Source organism: uncultured Ruegeria sp. (assembly GCF_947489545.1).
Taxonomy (GTDB): Bacteria; Pseudomonadota; Alphaproteobacteria; order Rhodobacterales; family Rhodobacteraceae; genus Ruegeria.
On the sequence record NZ_CANLDZ010000001.1, the window covers coordinates 150,904 to 176,542 of the forward strand.

Consider the following 25,639-nt stretch of genomic DNA (forward strand, 5'->3'; position numbering starts at 1 on the left):
GCGGAAAAGCCCAGCGTCGCGCCATGTTTCCTATTCGCGACCATAACCCTTCGGGGCGTACCCCTTACGTCGTCTATGCCCTGATGGCGGCGAACATTCTGATCTTCCTCAGCTATGTCGGGATCATGAATGACGCGCCACTGATCAACAGGTTCTATTTCGATTACGCGATCATCCCGGCGCGGATCAGCGACGGGGTGGCCTTCGAGACCTTCGTGACGTCAATGTTCCTGCATGGAGGCTGGATGCATCTGGCGGGCAACATGCTGTTCCTGTGGATTTTTGGCGACAACCTCGAGGACGAAATGGGCCATGTCCTGTTTCTTGTCTTTTACCTCGTCGCAGGCATCGGAGCCGGTCTGATCCATGTGATCACCGCACCCGAGTCGGTTGTGCCGACAATAGGGGCCTCTGGCGCGATTGCTGGTGTCATGGGCGGCTATCTGCTGCTGTTCCCGAAGGCGCGTGTCGATATCTTGCTGATCCTGATCGTCTATTTTCGCGTGTTCACGATACCAGCCTTTGTGATGCTTGGCGTCTGGCTGGGCATGCAGTTTCTTGGCAGCCTATCCAGCAACCCGGACGAAGGCGGCGTCGCCTATTGGGCACATACCGGCGGGTTTGTCGTCGGGTTGCTTCTATGCGTTCCGCTGTGGCTTAAGCGAGGGGGCATGGCGTTTTGGAGTCAAACCCGCGGGCACCCACCACATCCAGAGGCAAAATACCCCTTGTCCCGCTCGAGAATTCCAAAGATTCCGCGCAAGTGACTATGGCCAGCCCAAGTAAGGAGCTTAGTCTCGGATCACTTTGGCGAACGTGTCAAAGATCGGTTCGTTCGCACAAATGACTTCACCGTCAGTCAGAATATCACCTTCGGGATTCAGAGGCTGCACAAAACCGCCCGCTTCTTTCACGATGATGATCCCTGCCGCAATATCCCATGCGTTCAACCGGCGTTCCCAAAACCCTTCGTAGCGACCGGCGGCGACATAGGCCATGTCGAGCGCGGCAGCACCCCAACGGCGGACACCGGCGCAAGCGGGCATCAGACGCGCGAGATCTTGCAGTGTAGCGGGCAGGTCTGAACGGCCGCCAAATGGCAACCCTGTCGAGAAGATGGACTCGATCATGCGATGCCGTCCAGACACGCGAATTCGCATGTCGTTCATCCAAGCGCCTTCACCTTTTTCGGCAAAGAACATCTCGTCCTTAGCGGCGTCGTAGATCACACCAGCGACGATATTGCCTTTGTGCTCAAGGGCAATTGAAACGGCCCAATGCGGCAAGCCATGCAGGAAGTTGGTCGTACCATCCAGGGGATCGACAATCCAGCGGCGGGTTGGATCTTCACCGTCGATCGACCCGCCCTCTTCGGCCAGCCAGCCGTAAGTCGGGCGCGCACCCAGAAGTTCTTCCTTGAGAATTGCTTCAGCAGCGATATCAGCCTTGGAGACAAAATCACCCGCGCCCTTCATCGACACCTGCAAGTTCTCGACTTCACGAAAATCCTTGACCAAAGAACGGCCCGCCTTGCGCGCGGCCTTGATCATGATGTTGAGATTTGCACTGCCAACCATTGTCCAAAGGCTCCTGTCCGGTCAAACCGCGCGTATACTGACGCTAGGCGCCCTTGCCAAGAGGAATGATGCGCATAGCTGCCCCGCAAGAAACGCCGCTACTGAGCCTGCAGCTTACGCGCCTCGTCACGCGCCAGTTTCACCAGCTCTTGCACAAAGGGTTTTTCCAAATCCTCGGAGCGAACGGCAGCATACAGGCGGCGGGTGATACCTTCTTTTGTCAGTGGCCGCGTAACATAGTCCGAGTTGTATTTGACCTCTCGTACGACCCAATCCGGCAGGACCGAAATCCCGCGATTGGATGCGACCAACAGCAGTATGACTGCCGTTAGTTCGACCTGTCGGATCGTTGCCGGTTCGACCCGTGCAGGGATTAGCAACTGGCTGAACACGTCCAGCCGTGTTCGTTCCACCGGATAGGTGATCAGGGTCTGGCCACGGAAGTCTTCGGCTTCGATGAATTCCTTTTGCGCCAACGGATGCGAAGAGGCTGCCACGAATACCGCGTTATAGTCGAACAGTTCGACAAACTCGACACCTGGCAAATCCTCGGGATCCGAGGATACAACCAGATCGACCTCTTCCTTTTGCAATGCAGGCAGTGCGTCGAAGGCCAAACCCGGACGAATGTCGACATCCACGTCACCCCAGGACTTTCGAAACGCCTCAAGCACCGGGAACAACCACTCAAAACAGGCATGGCATTCAATTGCGATATGCATTCGGCCAGTGCGGCCATCCCTGAGCGATGAAAACTCGTGCTGCGTGGCCTCAACCTGCGGCAAAATCTGCTCGGCAAGGCGCAACAGACGTAAGCCTGCAGCAGACAGTTTCATAGGTTTTGAGCGACGCAGAAACAACTCGACCCCGGCCTGATCTTCCAGGCCTTTGATCTGGTGGCTCAACGCTGACTGGGTGATATTCAGCTGATCTGCCGCCCGCGCAAGCCCACCACATTCATGGATCGCTTTAACTGTCCGCAAATGCCGAAATTCAATATGCATAATTTACTGCGCTCATGTTGTTCTTGAACAATATGAGTTTGTCTCACAATGCGTCACATGGCACAAGTGGCCTAATTGATCCAATGAGGCCGTTATGACCAAACCTGAAATTTCATTCGAGTTCTTCCCTCCAAAATCTCTGGAAGCGTCATTCCGCCTTTGGGACACCGTGCAAACGCTGGCCCCACTAGACCCGCGGTTCGTCTCGGTCACATACGGTGCTGGTGGCACGACCCGAGAGTTGACGCGGGATGCTGTTTCAACTCTGCACAAATCCTCGGGGCTGCCCGTGGCGGCGCATTTGACCTGTGTCGATGCCTCTCGGCAGGAGACATTGGACATCGCAGACACCTTCGCCCGCGCGGGTGTTCAGGACATCGTTGCGCTGAGAGGCGACCCCCCCAAAGGCCAAGACCGGTTCGAACCGCATCAGGAAGGGTTTGCCAACTCGGTCGAGTTGATTTCCGCGCTGGCTGAGACCGAGATGTTCTGCATTCGTGTCGGCGCCTATCCGGACACTCACCCCGAGGCCCAAAGCGTCAGTGCCGGGATTGACTGGCTCAAGGCCAAACTGGACGCTGGGGCCGACGAAGCTCTGACCCAGTTCTTTTTTGAGGCCGAAACCTTTTTCCGCTTTCGGGATGCCTGTGCCAAGGCTGGTATCGACAAGCCGATCGTTCCGGGAATATTGCCGATCGAGAACTGGAAAGGCGCACGTAAATTCGCCCAGCGCTGTGGTGCCCACATTCCGAACTGGCTGGACCAGGCATTCGACAAGGCTGTCCGCGATGATCGTGAGGACCTGCTGGCGACCGCCCTGTGTACGGAACTGTGCTCGGACCTAATCGACGGCGGCGTGGACAAGCTGCATTTCTACACGCTCAATCGTCCGGAACTGACGCGCGACGTCTGCTTTGCGTTGGGCATCACGCCCAAAACGGAATTGCAAAACGTCGCTTGATTCCCACGCCCGCCTGCAAAACGCCCGGGTCACTAAATGGCCCGGGTGTTTTTGCGACCATATTTGTGTGATCCATTTCACAGCTCAGCGTTTCGCCGAATTCCAAAGACGGAACAATCCGGTCGTCGCATCTAAATTGTAGCGGCAACTACCCTCGAAACTCTGGAAAAATTGACAAAAATGTGGCGCTGCTCACACTGAGGATGTGTAGTTGTTTTTAGTTTAATGAGTGATTTGAGTATGGAGCCTGTAGATAAGATCAACGCGCGCACTGACGCGCTGGCGGACTTGGGGCTGGCCGCAAATGCCAGCCCGGATGACATTCGAAACGCATGGCGGCAGATTGCCTTCCATGCCCATCCAGACCACACGGGCGGTGATTGTGCCGACTTTTCGCGCGCTAAAGTTGCCTATGACTTTCTGCGCAACCAGGGGCTCACCGTCAAAGGTGCCGCGAATTCAGCAGCGCGACGGCCCCGGCGCCCGCGTCTAAAAAAGCGCATGATCGAATTGGCCCAGCAAGACATCACGTCTTGCCGGGCACTGCTGAACCCAGAACAGGCGCTCTCACACGACTCAGGGTTACGTGAGACCGTGCCAGACAGAGAACACTTCAAGGCATCGGATCACGTCCCGGAAGCCATAGGATGCTATGGGCGCAATCTGACCTATTTCGTAACCACTTCGGTATGTGAAGGTGCAAACCGCGTGGCTTTGCCAACAAGTGTTCTAACCAACAACCGGCATATGGAAACGGAAGTGCTAAGCTTTCAATCAAAAGACATAGGCGCTGGTGAAGTCGTCGTTCCCGACACCATCTGCGAAAGCAAATTTCCAGGCGCCAAAAGTGTTCGGATCAGGTTTGAAGCCAATCAAGACATGCGTGACGAATTCTGGTTGGCCAGTTAGGTCGCAAAGAAAAACCCGGCTCGTGAGGAGCCGGGCTTGCTTATTACATATTACAAACTTTTAGTTTGTGACGGGACCTTCCGAAGTGAACTTGGGAATAACGCTGGACGACGCATCCGCAGGCTCGATGCCGGGCCAATTGCCTTCGGCCAGGTTGATATTGCCAGGGACGTCTTCTTCCCAGAAACCGACAACAACATCAGTGATGTTGAGGTACAGCTTGTCATCAACGATACGCCACAGGTTCGGGTTCGCCGGAACTTTGCCGCCGCGCGACACGCCATAGGCGCAGTGGCCATCATATTGCGGCGCATAGTAGGCAGGGTTCTCCAGAAACGTATCGCGGTTTTCTTCCGAGGCAAAAGCCCAGGTAGCGCCGTTATAGTCTGCGGTGATGTCAGCTTGCCCACGCACAGGTTCAGGCTGAGACTGGCCAACGGCAACCTGATCCAGGCTGCGGTAGGCAACCACGTCGTAGCCAGAAACGGCAAATCCAGTTCCATCAACATATTGCGGACCGGCAAAAGCCGGAACGGCAAGGGCAATGGCCGCTGCGATTGAAAGGGCAAAACGTTTCATAAGGACAATCCTTTTCATGTCATCTGCATCAGGGGTGCCGTGTTGGCGCGATCACGGAGACAATAAGCGATTCTTCCCAACTTCGTAGTCATGCTCGCGCCGCTGTGACCACGGACGAAAAAACGTGAGAAGTTGCCCGCTAATTATTACAGGTTATGTCCCATGTTCGGGGTTGGAACATGAAAGTTGCAACATTAGCTGTAGATGCGTCGGGATCGCGGCCCCGAAAATGTCAAGAAAGGCAAAAGATGAGCGACCAATCCACTTACACTCCTCCAAGCGTCTGGACCTGGGACAGCGAAAGCGGCGGACAATTCGCCAACATAAACCGGCCAATCGCCGGAGCCACCCATGACAAAGACTTGTCCGTTGGGCGCCATCCTCTGCAATTGTATTCTCTGGCGACGCCCAATGGTGTCAAAGTGACCATCATGCTCGAAGAGTTGTTGGCACTCGGCCATGAAGGTGCCGAGTACAATGCCTGGCTGATCAATATCGGCGAGGGGGATCAGTTCGGTTCAGGTTTTGTCGACGCCAACCCGAATTCCAAGATCCCGGCGCTTTGGGATCGGTCAGGCGAAGAACCCCTGCGCGTGTTTGAAAGCGCGTCGATCCTATTTCATTTGGCTGAAAAATTTGACGAATTCCTTCCCAAGTCCGGCCCCGGACGCACCGAGGTCATGAACTGGGTATTCTGGCAAATGGGCAGCGCGCCGTATCTGGGTGGTGGGTTTGGGCATTTCTATGCTTATGCGCCTGAGAAGTGGGAGTACCCAATCAACCGGTTTGCAATGGAAGCTAAGCGCCAACTGGATGTTCTGGACCGGGAACTGGCCGACAAGACCTATATCGCAGGCGAGGACTACACGATTGCCGATATGGCGATCTGGCCGTGGTACGGCCAATTGGTGCTGGGACGTCTTTACAGCGCGGCTGAGTTTCTCGATGTGAACTCCTACAAAAACGTCATGCGATGGGCCAAACTGATTGATGATCGCCCTGCCGTAAAACGCGGCCGAATGGTCAATCGCCCCTTTGGCGAGCCGCATACGCAGCTTCACGAGCGTCACGAAGCCAGTGATTTCGAAACGCGCACCCAGGACAAGCTGGAAGCCAGCGTCGAGTAATATCACGCACACCTCATTACGCAGCGCGCAGGTGCTGCGTGATGTGCTGACCTACAGCTTGGTTACTTCAGGATCGGCGGTTTGTCGGGGTTGCTACCTGGGACCTGTCGCACCGGGTTAACCACTTCCGGCTGCGGTAGATCAAATCTTAAGCCCGTTTTTGCCAGCAGTGCCGCCGCCGCGTCTTCGGGTGCAAAAAACCCGACATCCATTGCGCCCGCTTCTATTCCTGAAAATGTCAGTGCTTCGGAGGCAGCCTTGGCCAGCGCGGTTTCAGCGCCTTCAATTGCGCCAACAAATCCCAGAAGATGTCCCATGACCCCTTCATCGGATTTCGTTGCCACCAAAAAAGCGGCCTGTGCAAACCCTCCGGCCGTCGCCAACTTGGCGTCCAGCGCAGTCAACAAGTTGCCCGGCAGTCCGGACGGCGGCAAAAACTCTGCCAGTTTTTCCTGCACTTCCTCAGGGGCGTGCTGCAACGTTGTTGCCAACCAGACCAGCGCCTCTGCCGGGATCAACATTGAAGAGGAAGCGGTTTCGAGGTTTAGCCCCATGCCGATCCCCTGCCCTGCCAGCATTGACGATAACACCCGGCCAGACAACGCCACATAGGGTACGGGACGACCCGCGAATTGCGCCAATCGTTCCTCGCGGTCAAAAGCCAGCACGAAACGCCCATCCGCAACATCAAACACTTCGGGCGAGATGTTTTCGTCCCGCGCTTCTTCGGTCAGCATCAGGAACAGCTCGCTATCCGACAACCGTTCAAAGAACTTCAGCCTGCTGGCATCATCCTGCGGGGCAGCCTGCATCGCGGCATGGGCGGCGTCCAACGCCGTGGTCTTAGTCATTCAACACCTCTTGAACCCTAGCGCGCAAGACCGGCAGCAGATCAGCCTCGAACCATGGGTTTTTTTTCAGCCATGCCGTATTGCGCCACGACGGATGAGGCAAGGCAAAGACCTGCGGCGCATGGTCCTGCCAATTTCGAACCGTTTCAGTCACCGAACTGCGCACGCCGAGATGGTATTTATGCGCATGCCCTCCGACCAGCACGGTCAAGGGAACCTGTCCCAACGCCCGCATCACCCGATCATGCCAGGTAGAGCCACAAATGGCAGGCGGCGGCAAATCCGCCTTCCGCGCGTCATAGCCTGGGAAACAGAACGCCATCGGCACGATGGAAACACGCGCCCGGTCATAAAATACTGTCTGATCTATCCCCAACCAGTCGCGCAAACGGTCCCCTGACGGATCAGTGAAAGGTAGCCCCGATTCATGAACGCGGGCGCCGGGTGCCTGACCGGCAATCAGAATAGGAGTTCCCGGCTGAAACCACACGACCGGGCGCGGCTCATGCGCTGTTTCCGTTTGCGCAAATGTTTCAGCGCAAATCCGGCATGCGTTGATTTCGTCTGCCAAGCTTTTCATTTGACTGCAAAGCGTCCCCAGCTGGATTCTATGCACATCCGCACAAAAGATTTTGTCGTCCGAACATGATCTAATGCTCCGACCTAAGCAGCAACCAAACATCACGTGATCCCGGCCACTGTTGGTATGCATTGATCATTTGTTTCATAATTCGACATAATGTAGCCAACATGAGACACTAGGAAACACGTTTCATCGCCACCCTACAAGAGCGACAAACAAACGGAATGAGCAGCAGGCCGCTAATGCTAGAATTCGAAAATGTCAGCAAATCCTTCTGGACCGGGACAAGCCGCAAGGTGATCCTGGATCAGGTCTCATTCCGGATTGAACTCGGGAAATCTATTGGCATTCTGGCCCCAAACGGGACTGGAAAAACCACTCTAATCAATATGATGGCTGGCTTGGAAAAGCCAGATGAAGGAGTGATACGGCGTGAGTGCAGGGTTTCTTTCCCGATGGGTTTCACGGGCGGCGTGTCCGGCAAGATGTCTGCACTCGAAAACGCACGATACATCGCCAAGATCTACGGAATGGACCCCGATTACGTCGAAGCATATTGCAGTTGGCTGTGCGGTCTAGGAGAGTACTTCAACCAACCGCTTGCGACCTATTCTTCGGGAATGCGCGCAAGGTTTACGTTTTCCCTGATGCTGGCACTGGATTTCGACATGTACCTGATTGACGAGGGGATGCCATCAACGACCGACGTTGAGTTCAACAAAAAAGCAGGTGCGATTTTGCAGGAAAGACTGCGTACGACGACCATCGTGATTGTGTCGCACAGCCCATCGATCCTTGAGAAATTTGCGCAGCAAGCCGCCGTTCTGCTGGACGGGCAGCTTTACGTGTTTGAAACCTTGGAAGAGGCAAAGCAGTTATATGACTACGAAACCCAAGGTTAAGAAATACAACTGGCGCCGTAAACGTCAGGGCGAGGGTACGGCCGATGCGCGGTCGGATGCGATTTCGCGCATCCGCAACGCAACGCAATCCCCCGCCGCCGTGAACGAACCGCAACCCGGAACAGAGCTGGACGAAATCAAGCGCGAAGGTTTGACGGGCCGTCAACTGCGCATCGCGCGACGACTGGCCCTGAAAAACGGGTTGGCCGCGACATCAGACTATGACGCTGTACGTTTGTTGCGCAAAAAGGGCATTGATCCGTTCGAGCGCACAAATCTGCTTGATCTGGCATCCGTGTCAAAACCCAATGACGACAAGAAGGCCAAACCGAAAGACAAGATCCAAATTCAATTGCCGCAGACGGTTCGTGAAGGACCTCAAAACCTGCCGGGTCCGGAACTGAGCCCGTCTGAGCGCCGCAACTTTGAAATCGGTGAAATTCAAAAAGACATCGCGCGGCGGCGGCGGCGCAAACTGTTCGCGCTTTTTGCACGGTTGGCAGCTTTCGTAATCTTACCGACATTTGTCGTTGGCTACTATTTCTACCGTGTAGCGACGCCCATGTACGCCAGTGACTCGTCTTTTTCGATACTGCAGGCCGATGGCGCGGCGGGCTCGATCGGCGGTTTGCTGTCCGGCACACAATTTGCAACGGCGCAGGATTCCATATCGGTTCAGGATTTCCTGGAATCCAAAGAGGCCATGCTGCTGCTGGATCGTGACGCTGGTTTTGCCGATGTCTTTAAGCAGGACTGGATCGACCCAATCCAGAGATTGGAGGCCAATGCGACACTGGAAGACGCGTATAAGCTTTACACTCGCATGATTACGATCGGCTACGATCCAACGGACGGGATTATCCGAATGGAAGTCGCGGCGCCCGACGCGCAGACATCCACCGAGTTTTCTGAGCGTCTGATCTCTTACGCCGAGGATCGGGTGAATACACTGTCGGGGAAAAAACGCGAAGACCAGATGCGCGAAGCCCGTCAGAGTTTTGAGGCGGCACAAGAATCACGCAGGTTGGCGCAAGAAGACTTGATCGAGCTGCAACTTCAGGGCGCCGTTCTGGACCCGGAAAACGTAATCGCCGGATTGCGTGGCCGTATCAACGAGCTTGAAATCCTCCTGCAAGACAAAGAACTTGAGTTAGCCGCTTTGCTCGACAATTTACGGCCCAACAAGGCCAAGGTCGACGGGGTCAGCGCCGACATTACCCGGTTGGAGAAAGTGCTTGAAGAATTGAACGCAGAGATGTTGGACGCCTCTGCCGGCGAAAACTCGCTGGCGCGATTGAGTGTTCGAATCCAGATGGCTCAGGCTGATCTGGTGGCACGGGATATGATGCTGCAAACGGCAATGCAGCAAATGGAAGCCACCCGAACAGAAGCGAACCGGAAGGTGCGTTATCTGACGGTGTCGGTAAACCCCGTCCCAAGCCAGGAACCCAGTTATCCGCGCAAGTTCGAAAATACGATTTTGGCTTTCCTGTTGTTTGCTGGTATCTACCTGATGATCTCGCTTACCGCGTCGGTCCTTCGTGAACAGGTATCCTCGTAAGACAAATGAAACATGTAAAAATATCCGACCTGACGGTCGGCAACGATCTTCCGCTGACCATCATCGCCGGCCCCTGCCAGCTTGAGACAGCAGACCACGCCCAAATGATTGCGGGCAAAATGAAAGAAGCCTGTGATGCTGCCGGGGCGCGGTATATATTCAAAGCCTCCTACGACAAGGCCAACCGCACGTCGCTGTCTGGCAAACGCGGCATGGGGATCGACGGTGGGCTTAAGGTTCTGGACGATATCCGCAAAGCAATGGGCATCCCTGTGCTGACCGATGTCCATACCGAAGCACAATGCGCCATCGCGGCCGAGGCGGTCGACGTTCTGCAAATCCCTGCCTTTCTGTGCCGTCAGACCGATATGCTTCTGGCAGCTGGTCATTCCGGTGCCGTGATCAATGTCAAGAAAGGGCAGTTTCTGGCGCCTTGGGAGATGCCAAATATCGTTGCCAAAATTGAGAGCACGGGAAATCAGAACATCCTGCTGACCGAACGTGGCTCCTCGTTTGGGTACAATACCTTGGTTGCCGATATGCGGTCCCTGCCCCAAATGGCTCAAACAGGGTATCCGGTCGTGATGGATGCAACACATTCCGTACAACAACCCGGTGGCATGGGCGGATCTTCGGGTGGGCAGCGCGAATTCGCTCCTGTGATGGCGCGGGCGGCCGTTGCAGTCGGCACGGCAGCTGTCTTTATGGAGACGCACCAAGACCCGGATAACGCGCCCTGCGATGGACCGAACATGATTTATCTGGACCAAATGCCTCAACTTATTGACACATTGATGCGCTTTGATGCGCTGGCCAAAGCTAATCCTATTCAGATTTAACGATTGAGACTTGTCATGACCAAACCGATCCCCGAGGTGACACCAAACACCTGGAGCTTTCTGCGCGACGCGATGATCAAACCAACCGGATTCCGGGAGTACGACGCGCGTTGGAAGTATCCAGAAGAGATCAACCTGCCGGGCATGACCGCCCTTGGTGTGGGTCTTGGAACACAGATGCGCAGACGGGGCATTGAACCCATTATTGCAGTCGGCAACGACTACCGCGACTACTCACTGGCCATTAAGAACGCGCTGATCCTTGGGTTGATGCAGGCAGGAATCAAGGTGATGGACATCGGACCAGCGGTGAGCCCAATGGCGTATTTCGCGCAGTTTCATCTGGATGTGCCCGCAGTGGCCATGGTCACGGCCAGCCACAACCCCAACGGTTGGACTGGGGTGAAGATGGGCTTTGAGCGCCCCCTCACCCACGGCCCGGACGAGATGTCGGAACTGCGCGACATCGTCCTGAACGGTGAAGGTTCCGGCCACGCCGGCGGATCGTATGAATTCGTTGATGGCGTGAAAGAGGCATATATCGACGATTTGGTCGGCGATTTCAAAATGTCCCGCCCGCTCAAGGTTGTCTGTGCGACGGGTAATGGGACGGCCTCGGCCTTTGCCCCCGAGATATTCGAGCGGATCGGTGTTGAGATTGTTCCCAGCCACAACACCCTAGACTACACCTTCCCTCATTATAATCCAAACCCCGAAGCCATGGAGATGTTGCACGACATGGCTGATTCCGTGAAATCCAGTGGTGCCGATTTTGCGCTGGGGTTTGACGGGGACGGCGACCGCTGTGGCGTTGTGGATGATGAGGGCGAGGAAATCTTTGCCGACAAGGTCGGCGTCATCATGGCCCGCGATCTTGCCAAACTACACCCAGGGTCGACCTTTGTTGCGGATGTAAAATCCACTGGCCTGTTTGCGAGTGACCCCGAATTGCAGGCCCTTGGCGTAAAGGCTGATTATTGGAAAACCGGCCACAGCCATATGAAACGGCGGGTGAAGGAAATCGGCGCCCTCGCAGGATTCGAAAAATCCGGGCACTACTTTCTGGCCGAACCAATAGGGCGTGGTTACGACTGCGGGATGCGCGTGGCGGTCGAGATTTGCAAATTGATGGATCGCAACCCGGATCAAAGCATGTCCGATCTGCGCAAAGCGCTTCCCAAGACATGGTCCACCCCCACGATGTCGCCCTATGCTGCCGACACCGAGAAGTATGACATCCTTCAGCGGCTGGTCGACAAGCTGGTCGCCAAGGCCGACGCGGGTGACAGTTTCGCAGGTCGCGCGATCAAGGAAGTTGTTACAGTCAACGGGGCGCGGGTCATTCTGGACAATGGCAGCTGGGGTCTGGTGCGGGCATCGTCAAATACGCCAAATCTGGTTGTGGTTTGCGAAAGCAGCGAAAGCGAAGAAGAAATGCGGGCGATCTTTGCCGATATTGACGCGGTTATTAGAACCGAACCTGATGTCGGTGATTACGACCAGACGATCTGAGTTTCGGGGCGCTCAATGCGCCCCGACTCTGGTGCCAATGCGTTTCAATCGGCACCAAACAGTTTCAGCAGGCCTTTCTTCGCCTCCTCTTCAAGTTTGTTTTTGACCGCGTCTTCTATCTGATCGCTATCCGTGATTGTTGTGTTCAACTCATCGCCGACCTTGTCAAAAACCTTTTGCTTGGCGTCGTCTTCCAGTTCTTTCACCTTCACATCCGCCGCAGCCTCGATGACCTTGGTCAGGTCTGGCTTGATCGAAGGATCGCTCCATGGCCCTGCGATGCGAACCGGAACTGAAATCCCCGCGCCCGAGTTCGCGCGCAATGCAACCGGTGTGAACAAATAGTCGATGCTACGCGCACCCAGATCGACGATACCCTCACCATCAGCACGGAAGTTTTTCAGGATCATCAGCAAGTCGTTGTTGGTCAGCACACCGCTGTCCATGACGTAGCTGGCAGTCAAGCTGTTGAACACTGTTGTGCCGCCCGACCCGGTACCGCGCCCCATTAAACGGTCAAGATCAAATCCCGAGATCACGCCATTGCCGATCTCTACATTTCCCTTGCCACTGAGCGAGCGCATGATCTGGTCCTCAGTCTGGCCGACACCCAGAAATTCAAATGCGCCCGCGCCTGTTCCCGAAAGGCGTTCGATCCCGCCCAAAGTCGTCAGCGCTTGCTGAACATCGATCCCGCTGACCTGCAAGTTTCCCCCAACCGACAGCCCGTTGCGGTTATTGGCGACGACCTGACCGTTCAATTGACCGGAAAACAAAGTGGCCGGGTGCATTTGCAGCACCGCCCGCGACCGATCCAGACTCAGCGTGAGGTCACTGGGGCCAAGGGTCATGCCCGGTACCGCGATCGACTTGGCCGTAAGCCGAATCTTACCATTGGCCAAGGACAGCGCCGACGCATCAATCCGGTCTTTTGACCATCCTTCATCGACCGCAGGCGCCTGACCTGACCCTTGTCCAGAACCGCCTTCGCTTTCGGCAAAATTCGACAAATCAAGATTGCCGGCGTCCAGGCGCGCGGTGATCTGAGGTGGATCAGCGATCGTCATATCGGCTTCTCCGGTAAACATATTAGCATCCAGCTTCGCCACCATGTCGCGCAATGAAATACGTCCGTCTCGGGTATAGGTCATCTGGCCGGAAACATCTGCCGCTCGCCCCAGACCCAATGGAACTGCGACTCCGGATTGGCCAAACGCCGCCAGCATCTTTTCGGTGTCCTTTGTGATAACTTGAACTTTGCCGTCCATTTCACCGACAAGATTCACGCGCCCATCGAAACCAATTTCGCCACCCGGAGCTTTCAACGCCAAATCCAGTGGGGTCACGGTGCCGGATGCAAAGGCGGGCAAATCCGGGATCTTCAGATCGACCTGTACTGTACCTCCAGGCACGGCCATATCAGCCTCCATCACCATAGGTGCTGTGACGTCCGGCCAGCTGGCGGACAGATTGACCTGGGCAAAGTCCAGTGCAACCGCACCGTTCTCAACATAGACAAGGCGCGCGTTTGTCAGTTCGAGGCCGTCCAGAGTAACCGCACCGGGAGCTTCTGCCGTGGCAGAGCTTGCTGGGGTAGTCCCCGAAGACGTGGACTGTGCCGGAGCGCTGAGCTCCCAATTGCCGCGCCCATCAGACAGCTCAAGCCGCAGCACTGGATTGTTGGCGAAAACACGCTTAATCCGCAGGTCACCCTTGATCAAGGCCGCAGCGTCGACGCCAACGGAAAGGCTCTCGGCGCTCAACATGGGGTCTGGCCCGGCCCAGCTGGCATTGCCGAATGTCACCGGCCCAGTCTCCATTCCCAGAATGGGCCAGAAGGACAGGTTAACATCACCGGAAAGTGTCAATTCACGCCCGGTCTGGGCCCGAACCTGTTCAGACAGAATCGCGGCCAGCTTGTCGCCCGGCATCAAAAGCAATGCGCCGATGATCAGCCCAAACGCCACCACCAGAATAAACAGAATGCGTATCAGCCATTTCATTTTCTGCTCTCCGCCTTTTTGGCTTTCCTTCGTTACAATCATTCAAACGACGCACCGCATTTGCAAGGGGAAGCTTTCCCCACTATATGCCGCGCAATGACCACGAACCCACCAAACCTCCGCCCCGACCTGGCGCCAGCCGCCCGGATCACCGAGACGCCCCGCAGCAATCAACCGACAATCGGTATGGTTTCGCTGGGATGCCCAAAGGCTTTGGTCGATAGCGAACGTATCCTGACCCGGCTGCGCGCCGAAGGATATGGGATTTCGCCCGACTATGCGGGAGCCGATGCCGTGATTGTGAACACGTGCGGGTTCCTCGACAGCGCCAAGGCCGAGTCTCTGGACGCAATTGGCGAAGCTCTGGTTGAAAACGGCAAGGTCATTGTCACTGGGTGTTTGGGGGCCGAACCGGACTATATCCGCGCGCATCATCCGCGCATCATGGCCGTAACCGGGCCCCATCAATACGAACAGGTTCTGGATGCCGTGCATTCCGCCGTGCCAGCTGACCCAAACCCCTTTGTCGATTTGCTACCCGCCCGCAGCGTTCAGTTGACCCCACGCCACTACAGCTATCTCAAGATATCCGAGGGCTGTAACCACAAGTGCAAATTCTGCATCATTCCCGACATGCGCGGAAAACTGGCCAGCCGACCTGCTCACGCGGTGCTGCGCGAGGCAGAAAAGCTGGTCGACAATGGCGTGCGCGAACTATTGGTGATTTCCCAAGATACCTCGGCCTACGGTTTGGACCGCAAATACGATGTGAACCCATGGAAAGACCGCGAGGTTCGTAGCCATATTACTGACCTCGCCCGCGAGTTGGGGCAGCTTGATGCGTGGGTTCGACTGCACTACGTCTATCCCTACCCGCACGTCCGTGATCTGATCCCGCTGATGGCGGACGCAGGGTGCAACATATTGCCGTATCTGGACATCCCGTTCCAGCACGCCCACCCGGATGTCCTGAGGCGTATGGCCCGACCGGCCGCCGCCGCAAAGACCCTGGAAGAAGTTCAGGCGTGGCGGGACATTTGCCCCGACATCACCCTGCGTTCAACCTTCATCGTCGGATACCCGGGGGAAACCGATGATGAATTCCAGACGCTGCTGGATTGGATGGATGAGGCGCAATTGGATCGCGTCGGGTGTTTTCAGTATGAAAATGTCGAAGGCGCAAGATCCAACGATCTGCCGGATCACGTGCCCGCCGAGATCAAGCAAGACCGCTGGGAACGTTTTATGGAAAAAGCCCAGACAATTTCCGAAGCCAAACTTCAGGCGAAAGTAGGCCAGACCATAGATGTGATCGTGGATGAAGTCGACGATGAGGCAGCGACGTGCCGGACCAAAGCCGATGCACCAGAGATTGATGGGAACCTGTTCATTGATGACAGTTACGAAGACCTCAAACCCGGGGACATTGCGACGGTTGAGGTGGATGAAGCAGGGGAATACGACCTCTGGGGTCGTCTAAAGCCCTGAACTGCCTTTGAGCCTAATCTCGGGTCGGCGTAAATCCGCCCGTTGAACATCTAAGCATAAAAAAACCGCCCTGAAGGCGGCACGACGGTCAAAAGAATGCAGACGGCCCCAAATTGGGACCGTCTGCGAATAATTTACTGACCAACTGGGTTACAGACGGTTTGGCCTGCTTCGGTTGTCGCCAGATCATACCCGCCTGGGCAGCTGGGTGAGCCGGACTTGTCATAGCTGGGCTGGGTGTAAACCGGTGTCGGTTCTTCCTGCTGCGCGCACGCGGTCAGGATCAGGGCAAATGCGCCAACAGCAGCAAATTTGAGTTTCATGTCCATCAGTCCTCTATTACTTTTCTGATATTGCCCAATTTTTCGGGGCCGCAACCAGAATACGATCTGAACGACAATCTGGCAACAGAATCGATCACTTGGCCGTGATCGCTGGCGGAACCACGCTTGGACAGCGGCGATTGTCGCAGGAAAATGCGCGTCGCTGTCTTTTTTGCCGTGTTGCTTTAAACTGATTTGACGACATCAGCCGAAATCGGAGGAGCCGCATGTCTGAACCGCGAATCGTAGCCCAGAAATCACCATTCCCAGTCGAGGTGACCGAAGGGAAAAGTTATTTTTGGTGTGCATGCGGCCGGTCCAAGCGCCAACCGTTTTGTGATGGATCCCACAAGGGGACAGATTTGGAACCTGTGAAATACACAGCCGATGCCAGCAAAAAATTGTTCTTCTGCGGATGTAAGCAGACTTCAAAGCCACCGCTTTGCGACGGGTCCCATTCGGGCCTTTAACCCACCGTTCAAGGCATTCAGAGCACTTGCGTTGGCGCAAAAGTCGGGCACCGCTTCCGCCCATTCCTGTTGCGTCGCCATCCAAACCTCGCAGCGCCGACTGCTGGGGCACGTCCGACAACGCGTGATTAACTCAGCGTAGCCTTCAGGTGACAGCTGTCCATCGGCCAACGCCCCGGTCAACGAAATACCCACGCAACGGGCGGCGGATCGCGTAAGCCAGAAGTGCTTGTCAATGTCCCCGAGTAGATCTTGCGACATCAGATCCTCGTAACAGTTTGGCTTGCAACACTGCAAACCGCTCCCGGTTTAGACAATGCGCGGGGACCTTTGCATCAGAGCGGTGACGATCCAACCAATCCGGGCAGTCAGGCGCCCACGCACAACCGCGGCATAACTGGACCATGTCAGCCCAATTGTCTTGGCTCAGGTGCCCATGCTGATGGGCCGACACAATATCTGTTCCGGTTACCTGAGCCATTCGCAACACAAGCCGGAGATGGGTCATGATCTCCCCCAATCGCGACATTTAACCCTCTCCTGAGCTAAGGCATCAGCTTGTGAAGAAGATCCCTGTTGCGACAATACTCGGGCGTGTGGTTCAGAAAAGCCGTATCACTTATCGTGCTCTGGCAGTGCGCAGGGTTTGGGCATTCTGTGCACCGCACAACAGCGTCAGAGATTTGATCGATAGAAACGGAACCGCCAATGGCGGCCTCTTCCAGATCAACGTCGAGCATTTTTGCCATCTCGTCCACCAGTCCGGCGTGCAGTCGCAAGGTCTCTCGGCTGGGCATGCTGGGTCCTTTCCCTAAAGCGAATTGCCCAAAGAATACCGTCTGCCTAAACTGAAACCTTTGACACAGGTCAATGTGCGACATCGATCTGATCGAGATAGGTGCGTGTTGCGTCCTGCACCCTCCGAAACCGGTCTCCACCCAGCTTTTTGCCACCATACCAGCGGGTGACAATGATCAAATGGTTCTCAAGACCGGCCCGCTGCATCATTCGAAGGATCACCATCCCGGCACCGCCTTCCCCATCATCCGCTTTCAGTGCCCCGGTCGGCAGTGTCGCAGCCCAGGTATTATGCGTGGCTTTCGCAAAGGTTTTGTCTGATTTCAGCTCATTCAAAACGGCATCGATTTCGGCTCTGGACGCAACACGCGCGCCCGAGACCGCGTATTTCGATCCCCTATCCGTCAGGACCACCCCAAGCCTGACCAAGTCGGTCATTGCGTTAAGCCGAGTTTTTGGGATGTCTCAAGCACCCTCTGAACCCGTTGCGCATTGGGCGGGTGCGATCCAAGAAACCGATCGCCCGGGTCCGGAATGCGGTCAAAGAACTCAGCCCCAATCAAAGGGTTGTACCCCGCCTTATACGTAATAACCGTTCCCAGTTCGTCTGCTTCCAGCTCGAATTCCTTCACATAGGCTTGGACGCCAACCTTGGCGCCCAGCTTTTGCGCCTCTTCGATTTCTGCATCGCTTCCACCTCGCTGTCGTTCCTGATCACCGAACTTCGTTGCCGCGTCGCTGGCGTTTTTAGACTGCCGGGCAATGTGACCCAAAACATGGTGCGCCGCTTCGTGCCCCATGACAAAAGCCAACTCATCTTCGTTTTGTGCGGAACGGATCATTGAGCGTGTAAAAATGATCACGGGTTGGTTGTTTTCGTCCAAGGTTTGAAAGGCGTTAGCAGGCGCGCGCGGGTTCACGTCGACCATGATCCTGAAATCGCAATTCTGCTTTCGTGTCTCACGTAAACACTGCGTTCGTGCTTCGCTTCCGACTGCGCGGCTTACTTCGCGAAACGTCGCGGCTGTGATGGGCGTGCCAGACGTGGGTTGATCCCATTCTTCAGCCGGCACAACACGAAAAGTATCTGTTTCACAAGCCGCCAACAGCAGGAAAAACAGGAAGAGTATTACACGGTGCATTACATTTCCTTTGGGCGCGCCCGGCCGCTGGGCCAGCATAACGTTACCTATGCGGGGTCGCCACTCACAGATCAATGCACAACGGCTTGCATTGGGCGTCAACCGGCTGCACTCTGCCAATATGTTTTCGATTGAGCATGAATTCGACTCGACCGTCATTACTCTGGTGGACGAAGGCCCAAAGCCTTTGCAAGAGGATGTCGTGATCAACAGTTTCGCTGAGTGCGTAACTTTAGAGCAATTGGACCCGCGCACAGAGCAAGTCCATAAGATAACCCTATCGCCCGAACAGGTCCGCGATCTGGCTGCTGCGTTGGACCTGCCGGAGGGGGTTTACCAGATTCGGGAAACTCAACGTCACGAGTCATGAGAAATACCTTTTCAGGCGCGTTTAGCCTTGTTACTGCCGCGAGTCTCATCTGACATCCCAGCACTACGAAAGCGTGCTATCTCGACCAGGTTAATTTGCCCTGATGCTTCTGAAAAAAGAAGCAATGATTTGTGATAGGTCATCCGGGAACTGAAGACGGTTGCGAAAGCCTTATCTCAGGTAGATGTCGATTGCTTCCCGACACCCTTCTTGCCAGATCAAGGACAACCAGTTGGAAAACTCTTGCGTAAAGCGGTCGTCTAGCCCGGTTTCGCCATACAGGTTGGTCTGACCGACCCATGCCTGCGGATCATCCTTGGCGGCCAGAGCCGCTGCCTTCAACTCCGCCCACAACGGATCATTCGCTTCGATTTCTGTGCCGTCTTCACGAACGCCGGCGCACATCCGCGCCCAAAAAGCGGCTGCCAAAGCGAGTCCTGTAACAGACGAACCAGCTCCGAGCGCGTCTCGAAGGGAGGGAAGCAAAAATCCCGGATGGCGCGAGGACCCGTCAAAGGCGACGCGGCGGGTTGTGTCATAAATCGTAGAATTCGCAAATCGACGTTCAACTAGCTTAAGGTATTCGTCAGGTCTTGTTCCTGATACAGCCGCGACATGCGGTACGATTTCTTCAACTTGAACTTTCCGGAAAAATTCCAGCACACCGGCGTCTTGCATGCAATCAGATATCGTCGGGATGTTTAGAATTTCCCCGACATTGGCAAGAAGCTGGTGACCCCCATTCAGAATCCTCAACTTCATGGCCTCATAGACATGAACGTTGTTTGTCATCGTCACGCCGACATCTTCCCAAGCAGGTCGTCCTGCACAGAAATCGTCTTCAATCACCCATTGGCGAAAGTTTTCATGCGTAACCGGAGCAAGATCGTCGATACCCAACTCTCTGCACTGGGAGACAACCTGATCCGTGGTGGCCGGGACGATGCAATCCACCATAGAATTCGGGAAGGCCCCGTGCTGATCGATCCAGTTTGCCAGATCGGCGTCAGACAGGCGCGCCAAACCCACTACGCAGTTGCGCAGGATACTCCCATTACCCTGCAGATTATCGCAGCTCAATGCGGTAAAAGGGGCTACCCCGGCCGCCCTGCGTTTACGAAGAGCGGCAACGATTGCACCAAAGACAGTTCTTGGGTCGGACGGATTCTGTGCGTCATGTCGGATATCATCATCCTGCACATCAAACGCGCCGGTGTTGGGATCCAGAAAGTACCCGCCTTCTGTCACCGTCAAAGACACGATGCGGATCGCGGGATCAGACATTTGTCGGATCAAGGGCGCATTGCCTGCCTCAATTGGCAGGTAGTCCGTCATTGGACCGACCACTTCTGCAGAAACGCCTGATGGATCAAGCTCAATGAGTGTCGTAAGGTAGTCCTGCCGGCGGAGCTTTTCGCGCATAGCAGCGTCATAGCTACGTACACCTGCACCGATAATTGCCCAGTCATGAGCAGCCCCCCGCTGCATTAAGCGATGCAAATACCATGACTGATGCGCGCGATGGAAATTCCCTACTCCGATATGGACAATGCCAGGTTTCAAGTCGGACCGGTTATACGACGGGCGTGCGATGGATGCCGGCAGATCAGCAAGTCGATCACGCCGCAGCTGGACAGATGCATGTGCCAGAGATCCCATTAGCTCATCCAGTTTCCGCCATCGACATTGTATGTCTGTGCCACAATGTAATTTGCCTCATCAGATGCGAGAAACACCGCTATGCCCGTCAAATCTTCCGCGCGGCCCATGCGCCCGTATGGGACCGCCGCTGCGACTTCGCGCTTTTTCTCACCGGGCGCTTTACCTTCATGTTTTGCAAAGAACGCGTCCACGCCGTCCCAATGCTCACCATCCACAACGCCGGGTGCAATCGCATTCACGTTGATTCCATGAGAAATGAGGTTCAGACCTGCCGACTGCGTTAACGAGATGACAGCCGCTTTGCTTGCGCAATAGACAGCGACCAAGGGCTCTCCGCGGCGTCCGGCCTGCGAGGCCATATTGATGATCCGGCCTTTTACCTGGTGTTCAATCATATGCCGCGCGACGGCTTGCATCGTAAACAAAGTGCCCGCGACATTGATGTTAAAAACTCGGTCGTAGTCGGCGCGGTCGATTTCGACAAGTGGCGCGGCTGTAAAGATGGCCGCGTTATTTACCAAGATATCGATTGCGCCAAACTGTCTAGCGGTGTTCGCGATTGCGGCGTCAATGCTTTGCTTATCGGCGACATTCATTTCGACAGCCATCGCAGCCTCACCAATCTCGGCTGCAGCCTCGCGCGCGCGAACGACATCGACATCCGCAATGGCCACGCGCGCGCCTTCAGAAACGTAGGTCTTGGCAAACGCCAGCCCGATCCCTCGCGCGGCGCCAGTGATCAGCGCAGTCTTACCTGCCAACCGTGTCATTCGATCCGCAGCCCTTTCGCGTCAAATCGATGGATTACGTCTGAGCGCGGCGTCAGATGGATGCGATCCCCGTGCTTAAAGGCCACTTCGCCATCTGCCCTTACGGTGATCGTTTCGGCCAAACCAGTTTCATGCACGTGAAAGAATGTATCTGAACCCAGATGCTCGGACACGCTGACCTTTCCAGACCAGGGACCTTCGCTGTCGGACACCGCAATATGCTCAGGACGCACTCCTATCGTATGAGCGCCATGCTTCGCAGCCTCTTCCCCTTCGATGAAGTTCATCTTGGGTGAGCCGATGAACCCCGCGACGAATAGGTTACGCGGCGCACGGTACAGGTCCAGCGGACTGCCAACTTGTTCGATCACACCTGCATGCAGAACCACGATCTTGTCGGCCATTGTCATCGCTTCGACCTGATCATGGGTCACGTAGATCATCGTGGTGGCCAGACGCTCGTGCAGTTCGCTGATTTCCAGCCGCATACCGACACGTAAGGCTGCATCCAGGTTCGACAGAGGCTCGTCGAACAGAAAGGCCGCTGGCTCGCGGACAATCGCGCGTCCGATCGCAACACGCTGGCGCTGCCCCCCGGACAGTTGCCCGGGGCGACGATCCAGATAGTCGGTCAGGTTCAGAACACTTGCGGCGCCGTCTACACGACGATCGATCTCGGCCTGCTCCAACTTGGCCATGCGCAGGGGGAAGGCGATGTTCTTGCGTACGGTCATATGCGGATACAATGCGTAGGACTGGAACACCATGGCGAGGCCACGCTTCGCGGGTGGCACATCTGTAGCATCCGTCCCATCGATCTCCATCGAACCTGAGGTCATGTCCTCAAGCCCCGCGATCAGACGTAGCAATGTGGACTTGCCACAGCCAGAAGGGCCGACGAAGACCGTAAACTCGCCATCTTCGATGGTTAGATCCAGCGGTGGAATGACCTGTACGTCGCCGAAGCTTTTGGTCACGGACTTGAGTTGAATACGTCCCATGTGTCGTGTTCCTTATTTCACAGCGCCGAAGGTCAGGCCTCGGACAAGTTGTTTCTGGCTAAACCAGCCAAGGATCAGGATTGGTGCAATCGCCATCGTCGAGGCCGCGCTAAGCTTGGCAAAGAACAGACCTTCGGGGCTGGAATAGCTGGCGATAAAAGCTGTAAGGGGTGCCGCATTGACAGCCGTCAGATTGAGCGTCCAGAACGCCTCGTTCCAAGCAAGGATGAAGTTCAACAAAACCGTCGAGGCAATGCCGGGAATGGCCATGGGTGTCAGGACGTAGAGGATCTCCTCTTTCAATGTCGCCCCGTCCATCCGTGCAGCTTCCAGAATTTCACCAGGAATTTCACGGAAGTAGGTGTAAAGCATCCAGACGATGATCGGCAGGTTGATGAGCATCAGCACAACCACGAGCCCCGCGCGGCTGTCCAGCAGCCCCAACCGGATGAACAGCAGATAGATCGGGTAGAGCACGCCCACCGCAGGTAGCATCTTAGTGGACAGCATCCACAGCAGGATGTCCTTAGTGCGTTTGGAAGGCACGAAAGCCATTGCCCACGCAGCGGGCACGGCGATGATCACACCTAGGATCGTCGAACCGCCTGCGATGATTACCGAGTTCCAAAGGAACCGCATATAGTCAGAGCGTTCCTGCACTATGGCGTAGTTTTCGAGCGTCCAGTCGAAGTTCAAGAAGATCGGTGGGCTGGCAATTGCCTGCGCCTCAGTCTTGAAACTGGTCAGTATGGTCCAGAGGATTGGGAAGAAGATCAGTAGACCGACAATCCAGGCTAAGGCTGTGTTAAAGGTCTTGCGTTGTGTCGTGACGGTGCGGGCCATGGTTTTGTCTCCTCACGCGTCCAGGTTCTTGCCGACGATGCGCATCAGGAAGATCGCAACGATGTTGGCTAAGATGATTGCGTAGACACCTCCGGCTGATCCAAGACCAACGTTCTGGCTTTCCAAAACACGTTGGAAGATCAGGTAGGTGAGTGTGCGGGTGCCGAAAGCGCCGCCGGTGGTCACGAAAATTTCGGCGAAGATCGACAGTAGGAAGATCGTCTGGATCAAGATCACAATCGTGATGGCGCGACCGAGATGCGGCAGAATGATGTGATAGAAGCGCTTTAGCGGTGGTGCACCGTCCATCTCAGCAGCTTCAAGCTGTTCGCTATCCAGGGATTGGATTGCAGTTAGCAGGATCAGCGTCGCGAAAGGCAACCATTGCCACGATACGATCATCACGATTGAGGGCATGGAAGCTTCGGACAGCCATGAAATGGGTTCCGCCCCGAAAAAGCGCCAGAGATGGGCAAACAACCCGTTCACAGGGTCCATGAACATGTTCTTCCAGACCAAGGCTGAGACAGTCGGCATGACAAAGAACGGCGCAATAACAAGGATACGGACAACGCCCTGTCCCCACATGGGTTGATCCAGCAGCATCGCCAGAAGAATGCCCAGGACGACCGTAATCGCCAGCACGCCGCCAACGATCACCAATGTCGCTTGAACCGCGGGCCAGAAGGAACTGGAGGATACGAACCGAACGTAGTTGTCGAAACCAACCCAGCCCAGATCACCACCGCGAAGCGGCAGGTATTTCTTGAAGGAAAAGTACAGTGTCATCGTCAGCGGCACGAGCATCCAGCCAAGCAGCAGGACCACTGCGGGTGCCATCATCAGGCGAGCAACGGATCGGGAATGTTGAGTAGCCATGACGCAAGACCTCTCTGTTCAGGCGCGTGTCAGCCTGCGAGAAAAACGCGAGTTGTGGAAGTAGTGTGTTGGGAGCGGGTGAGCAGAGAGCTGCCCACCCGCCTGGGAGAAAGCCTCAGTACCCTGCGGCTTCCATTTCTTCGGAGGTGAAGGCCTGCGCTTTGGCAAGTGCTTCTTCTACCGTCTGTTGTCCGGCATAAACTGCCGAGAACTCTTGGCTTACCTGTGTTGCGATGCCCGCAAACTCAGGGATCGCAGCGAACTGAATACCAACGTAAGGCACTGGCTTTACAGTCGGATTGTTCGGATCAGCTGACAGGATCGATTCCAACGTCATCTTGGCGAACGGAACGGCCTGATAATCCGGATTCTCGTACAGCGAGGTACGTGCGCCCGGAGGCACGTTGGCCCAGCCTTCGTTTTCGGCCACCAGCTCGATGTAGTCTTTCGAAGTAGCCCACTCGATAAACTGTTTGGCCGAGTCTGCCTGCTCCGTACCAGCCGGAATTGCCAGAGCCCACGCCCACAACCAATTCGAACGCTTGCCGAGCCCGGTGTCAGGTGCAAGTGCAAAACCCACGCTATCCGCGACTGTCGAGTCAGTCGGATTGGTCACGAAAGATGCCGCAACTGTTGCGTCGATCCACATGCCGCATTTGCCCTGCTGGAACAACGACAGGTTTTCGTTAAATCCGTTAGTGGCGTAACCTGCAGGGCCGGATTCGTTCATCATACCCACGTAGAAGTTCAGCGTGTCGGCCCATTCGGGCTGATCGAACTGCGGCTTCCAATCTTCATCAAACCAGCGCGCACCAAAGGAATTGGACATCGCAGTTATGAAGGCACCGCCCTCACCCCAACCGGCCTTACCGCGTAGGCAGATGCCGTTGATGTCAGCGTCGCGATCGGTCATCGCCGCAGCAGCTTCGCGGATGAATTCCCAAGTTGGAGCATCCGGCATTTCCATACCCGCTTTTTCCATCAGGTCGGTGCGGTACATGATCATCGAGCTTTCGCCGTAGAACGGAGCCGCGTACAGCGTTCCCTCATGGCTTAGACCGCCTGACATGGCTGGCAGGATGTCACCCACATCGTATTCTGCCGACAGGCCATCCAGCGGCACCAGCCAACCATTCGCGCCCCAGATCGGCGTCTCGTACATGCCGATGGTCATGATATCGAACTGACCACCCTTGGTGGTAATATCGGTGGTTACGCGCTGACGCAGCACGTTTTCTTCCAGTGTCACCCATTCGACGTCGATACCGGTCGCTTCGGTGAAATTGTCTGTGTAGCCCTGCATCCGGATCATGTCGCCGTTGTTCACGGTCGCTATTGTTAAGGTATCCGCATGAGCTGCTGCCGTCGCGACGAGTGTCATTGCAGTCGCCGCACGAAGTGCGTTTCTCAAATACATCCCTGTCCTCCCTGAGCTTGGATGTCGTACAGCAATCGTAGTTGAGAAGTTGCCGCGCCGTCAATAAA

General features: G+C 55.7%; 29 protein-coding genes. 11 read left to right on the forward strand and 18 right to left on the reverse strand.

Features of this window, described 5'->3' with window-relative positions; translation table 11 throughout:
* Positions 1–23: 23 nt before the first annotated feature.
* Positions 24–767 carry a rhomboid family intramembrane serine protease gene (locus Q1B13_RS00715; protein ID WP_299077000.1) on the forward strand — a complete coding sequence of 248 codons (744 nt, stop codon included), beginning with the start codon at positions 24–26 and terminating at the stop codon, positions 765–767.
* A gap of 24 nt (positions 768–791) precedes the next feature.
* On the opposite strand, the gene Q1B13_RS00720 is transcribed toward Q1B13_RS00715, so the two are convergent.
* Positions 792–1,577: an inositol monophosphatase family protein gene (locus Q1B13_RS00720; protein WP_299077003.1), complete on the reverse strand. Its 786-nt coding sequence runs from the start codon at positions 1,575–1,577 to the stop codon at positions 792–794.
* A gap of 98 nt (positions 1,578–1,675) precedes the next feature.
* Positions 1,676–2,581 (reverse strand): LysR family transcriptional regulator, encoded by a 906-nt coding sequence (locus Q1B13_RS00725; protein ID WP_298933608.1) that lies wholly within the window; start codon positions 2,579–2,581, stop codon positions 1,676–1,678.
* A 94-nt stretch (positions 2,582–2,675) separates the two neighbouring features.
* On the opposite strand from Q1B13_RS00725, the gene metF reads away from it, so the two are divergent.
* Positions 2,676–3,542 carry a methylenetetrahydrofolate reductase [NAD(P)H] gene (gene metF / locus Q1B13_RS00730; protein WP_299077006.1) on the forward strand — a complete coding sequence of 289 codons (867 nt, stop codon included), beginning with the start codon at positions 2,676–2,678 and terminating at the stop codon, positions 3,540–3,542.
* A 225-nt stretch (positions 3,543–3,767) separates the two neighbouring features.
* Positions 3,768–4,451 (forward strand): J domain-containing protein, encoded by a 684-nt coding sequence (locus tag Q1B13_RS00735; protein ID WP_299799575.1) that lies wholly within the window; start codon positions 3,768–3,770, stop codon positions 4,449–4,451.
* A gap of 60 nt (positions 4,452–4,511) precedes the next feature.
* Here Q1B13_RS00735 and Q1B13_RS00740 read toward each other — a convergent pair whose 3' ends face one another.
* The gene (locus Q1B13_RS00740) at positions 4,512–5,030 is read right to left on the reverse strand and encodes a YHS domain-containing (seleno)protein (RefSeq protein WP_299077011.1); all 519 of its coding nucleotides are present in this window, start codon (positions 5,028–5,030) and stop codon (positions 4,512–4,514) included.
* A gap of 248 nt (positions 5,031–5,278) precedes the next feature.
* Here Q1B13_RS00740 and yghU point away from each other — a divergent pair, with 248 nt between their 5' ends.
* Positions 5,279–6,157, forward strand: a complete 879-nt coding sequence (yghU, locus tag Q1B13_RS00745) for a glutathione-dependent disulfide-bond oxidoreductase (RefSeq protein WP_299077013.1) — start codon at positions 5,279–5,281, stop codon at positions 6,155–6,157.
* A gap of 62 nt (positions 6,158–6,219) precedes the next feature.
* Here the strand turns inward: yghU and Q1B13_RS00750 are convergent, their stop codons facing one another.
* Together Q1B13_RS00750 and Q1B13_RS00755 are read right to left on the reverse strand one after the other, a co-directional pair.
* Positions 6,220–7,008 (reverse strand): SseB family protein, encoded by a 789-nt coding sequence (locus tag Q1B13_RS00750; protein WP_299077015.1) that lies wholly within the window; start codon positions 7,006–7,008, stop codon positions 6,220–6,222.
* Complete coding sequence (locus Q1B13_RS00755) at positions 7,001–7,588, reverse strand: uracil-DNA glycosylase family protein (RefSeq protein WP_299077017.1); 588 nt, start codon at positions 7,586–7,588, stop codon at positions 7,001–7,003. Before Q1B13_RS00755 ends, Q1B13_RS00750 begins: the two co-directional genes overlap by 8 nt.
* 245 nt (positions 7,589–7,833) lie before the next feature.
* Here Q1B13_RS00755 and Q1B13_RS00760 point away from each other — a divergent pair, with 245 nt between their 5' ends.
* Genes Q1B13_RS00760 through Q1B13_RS00775 form a run of 4 tightly spaced genes read left to right on the forward strand, consistent with a single transcriptional unit; the run spans position 7,834 to position 12,405 of the window.
* Positions 7,834–8,493, forward strand: a complete 660-nt coding sequence (locus Q1B13_RS00760) for an ABC transporter ATP-binding protein (protein ID WP_299077020.1) — start codon at positions 7,834–7,836, stop codon at positions 8,491–8,493.
* Positions 8,471–10,054 (forward strand): capsule biosynthesis protein, encoded by a 1,584-nt coding sequence (locus Q1B13_RS00765; protein ID WP_299077022.1) that lies wholly within the window; start codon positions 8,471–8,473, stop codon positions 10,052–10,054. Before Q1B13_RS00760 ends, Q1B13_RS00765 begins: the two co-directional genes overlap by 23 nt.
* Positions 10,055–10,059: 5 nt before the next feature.
* Entirely contained in the window at positions 10,060–10,893 is an 834-nt protein-coding gene (gene kdsA / locus Q1B13_RS00770; protein ID WP_299077025.1) for a 3-deoxy-8-phosphooctulonate synthase, read from the forward strand.
* Between the two features lie 15 nt (positions 10,894–10,908).
* On the forward strand, positions 10,909–12,405 hold the full coding sequence (locus Q1B13_RS00775) for a phosphomannomutase/phosphoglucomutase (protein WP_299077027.1): 1,497 nt from the start codon (positions 10,909–10,911) through the stop codon (positions 12,403–12,405).
* Positions 12,406–12,449: 44 nt separating this feature from the next.
* Here Q1B13_RS00775 and Q1B13_RS00780 read toward each other — a convergent pair whose 3' ends face one another.
* Entirely contained in the window at positions 12,450–14,408 is a 1,959-nt protein-coding gene (locus Q1B13_RS00780; protein ID WP_299077030.1) for an AsmA family protein, read from the reverse strand.
* Positions 14,409–14,504: 96 nt separating this feature from the next.
* On the opposite strand from Q1B13_RS00780, the gene rimO reads away from it, so the two are divergent.
* The gene (gene rimO, locus Q1B13_RS00785) at positions 14,505–15,896 is read left to right on the forward strand and encodes a 30S ribosomal protein S12 methylthiotransferase RimO (protein WP_299077033.1); all 1,392 of its coding nucleotides are present in this window, start codon (positions 14,505–14,507) and stop codon (positions 15,894–15,896) included.
* 134 nt (positions 15,897–16,030) lie between these two features.
* Here rimO and Q1B13_RS00790 read toward each other — a convergent pair whose 3' ends face one another.
* The gene (locus tag Q1B13_RS00790; protein ID WP_298933630.1) at positions 16,031–16,219 is read right to left on the reverse strand and encodes a hypothetical protein; all 189 of its coding nucleotides are present in this window, start codon (positions 16,217–16,219) and stop codon (positions 16,031–16,033) included.
* Positions 16,220–16,446: 227 nt separating this feature from the next.
* Between Q1B13_RS00790 and Q1B13_RS00795 the strand changes: the two genes are divergently transcribed.
* Positions 16,447–16,689: a CDGSH iron-sulfur domain-containing protein gene (locus Q1B13_RS00795; protein ID WP_298933632.1), complete on the forward strand. Its 243-nt coding sequence runs from the start codon at positions 16,447–16,449 to the stop codon at positions 16,687–16,689.
* Here the strand turns inward: Q1B13_RS00795 and Q1B13_RS00800 are convergent.
* The 5 genes from Q1B13_RS00800 to Q1B13_RS00820 form a co-directional block, all read right to left on the reverse strand.
* A complete protein-coding gene (locus Q1B13_RS00800; RefSeq protein ID WP_299077036.1) occupies positions 16,648–16,950 on the reverse strand; it encodes a DUF6455 family protein in 303 nt (100 codons plus the stop codon). The genes Q1B13_RS00795 and Q1B13_RS00800 overlap by 42 nt on opposite strands.
* The gene (locus tag Q1B13_RS00805; protein WP_299077039.1) at positions 16,922–17,218 is read right to left on the reverse strand and encodes a DUF6455 family protein; all 297 of its coding nucleotides are present in this window, start codon (positions 17,216–17,218) and stop codon (positions 16,922–16,924) included. Before Q1B13_RS00805 ends, Q1B13_RS00800 begins: the two co-directional genes overlap by 29 nt.
* Before the next feature lie 16 nt (positions 17,219–17,234).
* Positions 17,235–17,486, reverse strand: a complete 252-nt coding sequence (locus Q1B13_RS00810) for a DUF6455 family protein (protein WP_299077042.1) — start codon at positions 17,484–17,486, stop codon at positions 17,235–17,237.
* Positions 17,487–17,556: 70 nt separating this feature from the next.
* Positions 17,557–17,925 (reverse strand): YigZ family protein, encoded by a 369-nt coding sequence (locus Q1B13_RS00815; RefSeq protein ID WP_299077044.1) that lies wholly within the window; start codon positions 17,923–17,925, stop codon positions 17,557–17,559.
* Complete coding sequence (locus tag Q1B13_RS00820) at positions 17,922–18,629, reverse strand: M48 family metallopeptidase (protein WP_299077047.1); 708 nt, start codon at positions 18,627–18,629, stop codon at positions 17,922–17,924. The genes Q1B13_RS00815 and Q1B13_RS00820 overlap by 4 nt, the downstream gene beginning before the upstream one ends.
* A 121-nt stretch (positions 18,630–18,750) precedes the next feature.
* Between Q1B13_RS00820 and Q1B13_RS00825 the strand changes: the two genes are divergently transcribed.
* A complete protein-coding gene (locus Q1B13_RS00825) occupies positions 18,751–18,999 on the forward strand; it encodes a hypothetical protein (protein WP_299077899.1) in 249 nt (82 codons plus the stop codon).
* 171 nt (positions 19,000–19,170) lie between these two features.
* Here Q1B13_RS00825 and Q1B13_RS00830 read toward each other — a convergent pair whose 3' ends face one another.
* The 6 genes from Q1B13_RS00830 to Q1B13_RS00855 form a co-directional block, all read right to left on the reverse strand.
* Complete coding sequence (locus Q1B13_RS00830) at positions 19,171–20,658, reverse strand: mannitol dehydrogenase family protein (RefSeq protein ID WP_299077049.1); 1,488 nt, start codon at positions 20,656–20,658, stop codon at positions 19,171–19,173.
* Positions 20,658–21,431 (reverse strand): L-iditol 2-dehydrogenase, encoded by a 774-nt coding sequence (locus tag Q1B13_RS00835; protein WP_299077051.1) that lies wholly within the window; start codon positions 21,429–21,431, stop codon positions 20,658–20,660. Before Q1B13_RS00835 ends, Q1B13_RS00830 begins: the two co-directional genes overlap by 1 nt.
* Positions 21,428–22,432 carry an ABC transporter ATP-binding protein gene (locus Q1B13_RS00840; RefSeq protein ID WP_299077054.1) on the reverse strand — a complete coding sequence of 335 codons (1,005 nt, stop codon included), beginning with the start codon at positions 22,430–22,432 and terminating at the stop codon, positions 21,428–21,430. Before Q1B13_RS00840 ends, Q1B13_RS00835 begins: the two co-directional genes overlap by 4 nt.
* Before the next feature lie 12 nt (positions 22,433–22,444).
* Complete coding sequence (locus Q1B13_RS00845) at positions 22,445–23,275, reverse strand: carbohydrate ABC transporter permease (protein WP_298933651.1); 831 nt, start codon at positions 23,273–23,275, stop codon at positions 22,445–22,447.
* Between the two features lie 12 nt (positions 23,276–23,287).
* Positions 23,288–24,154 carry a carbohydrate ABC transporter permease gene (locus Q1B13_RS00850; protein ID WP_298933653.1) on the reverse strand — a complete coding sequence of 289 codons (867 nt, stop codon included), beginning with the start codon at positions 24,152–24,154 and terminating at the stop codon, positions 23,288–23,290.
* A gap of 115 nt (positions 24,155–24,269) precedes the next feature.
* A complete protein-coding gene (locus Q1B13_RS00855; protein WP_299077057.1) occupies positions 24,270–25,571 on the reverse strand; it encodes a sugar ABC transporter substrate-binding protein in 1,302 nt (433 codons plus the stop codon).
* Positions 25,572–25,639: the final 68 nt, after the last annotated feature.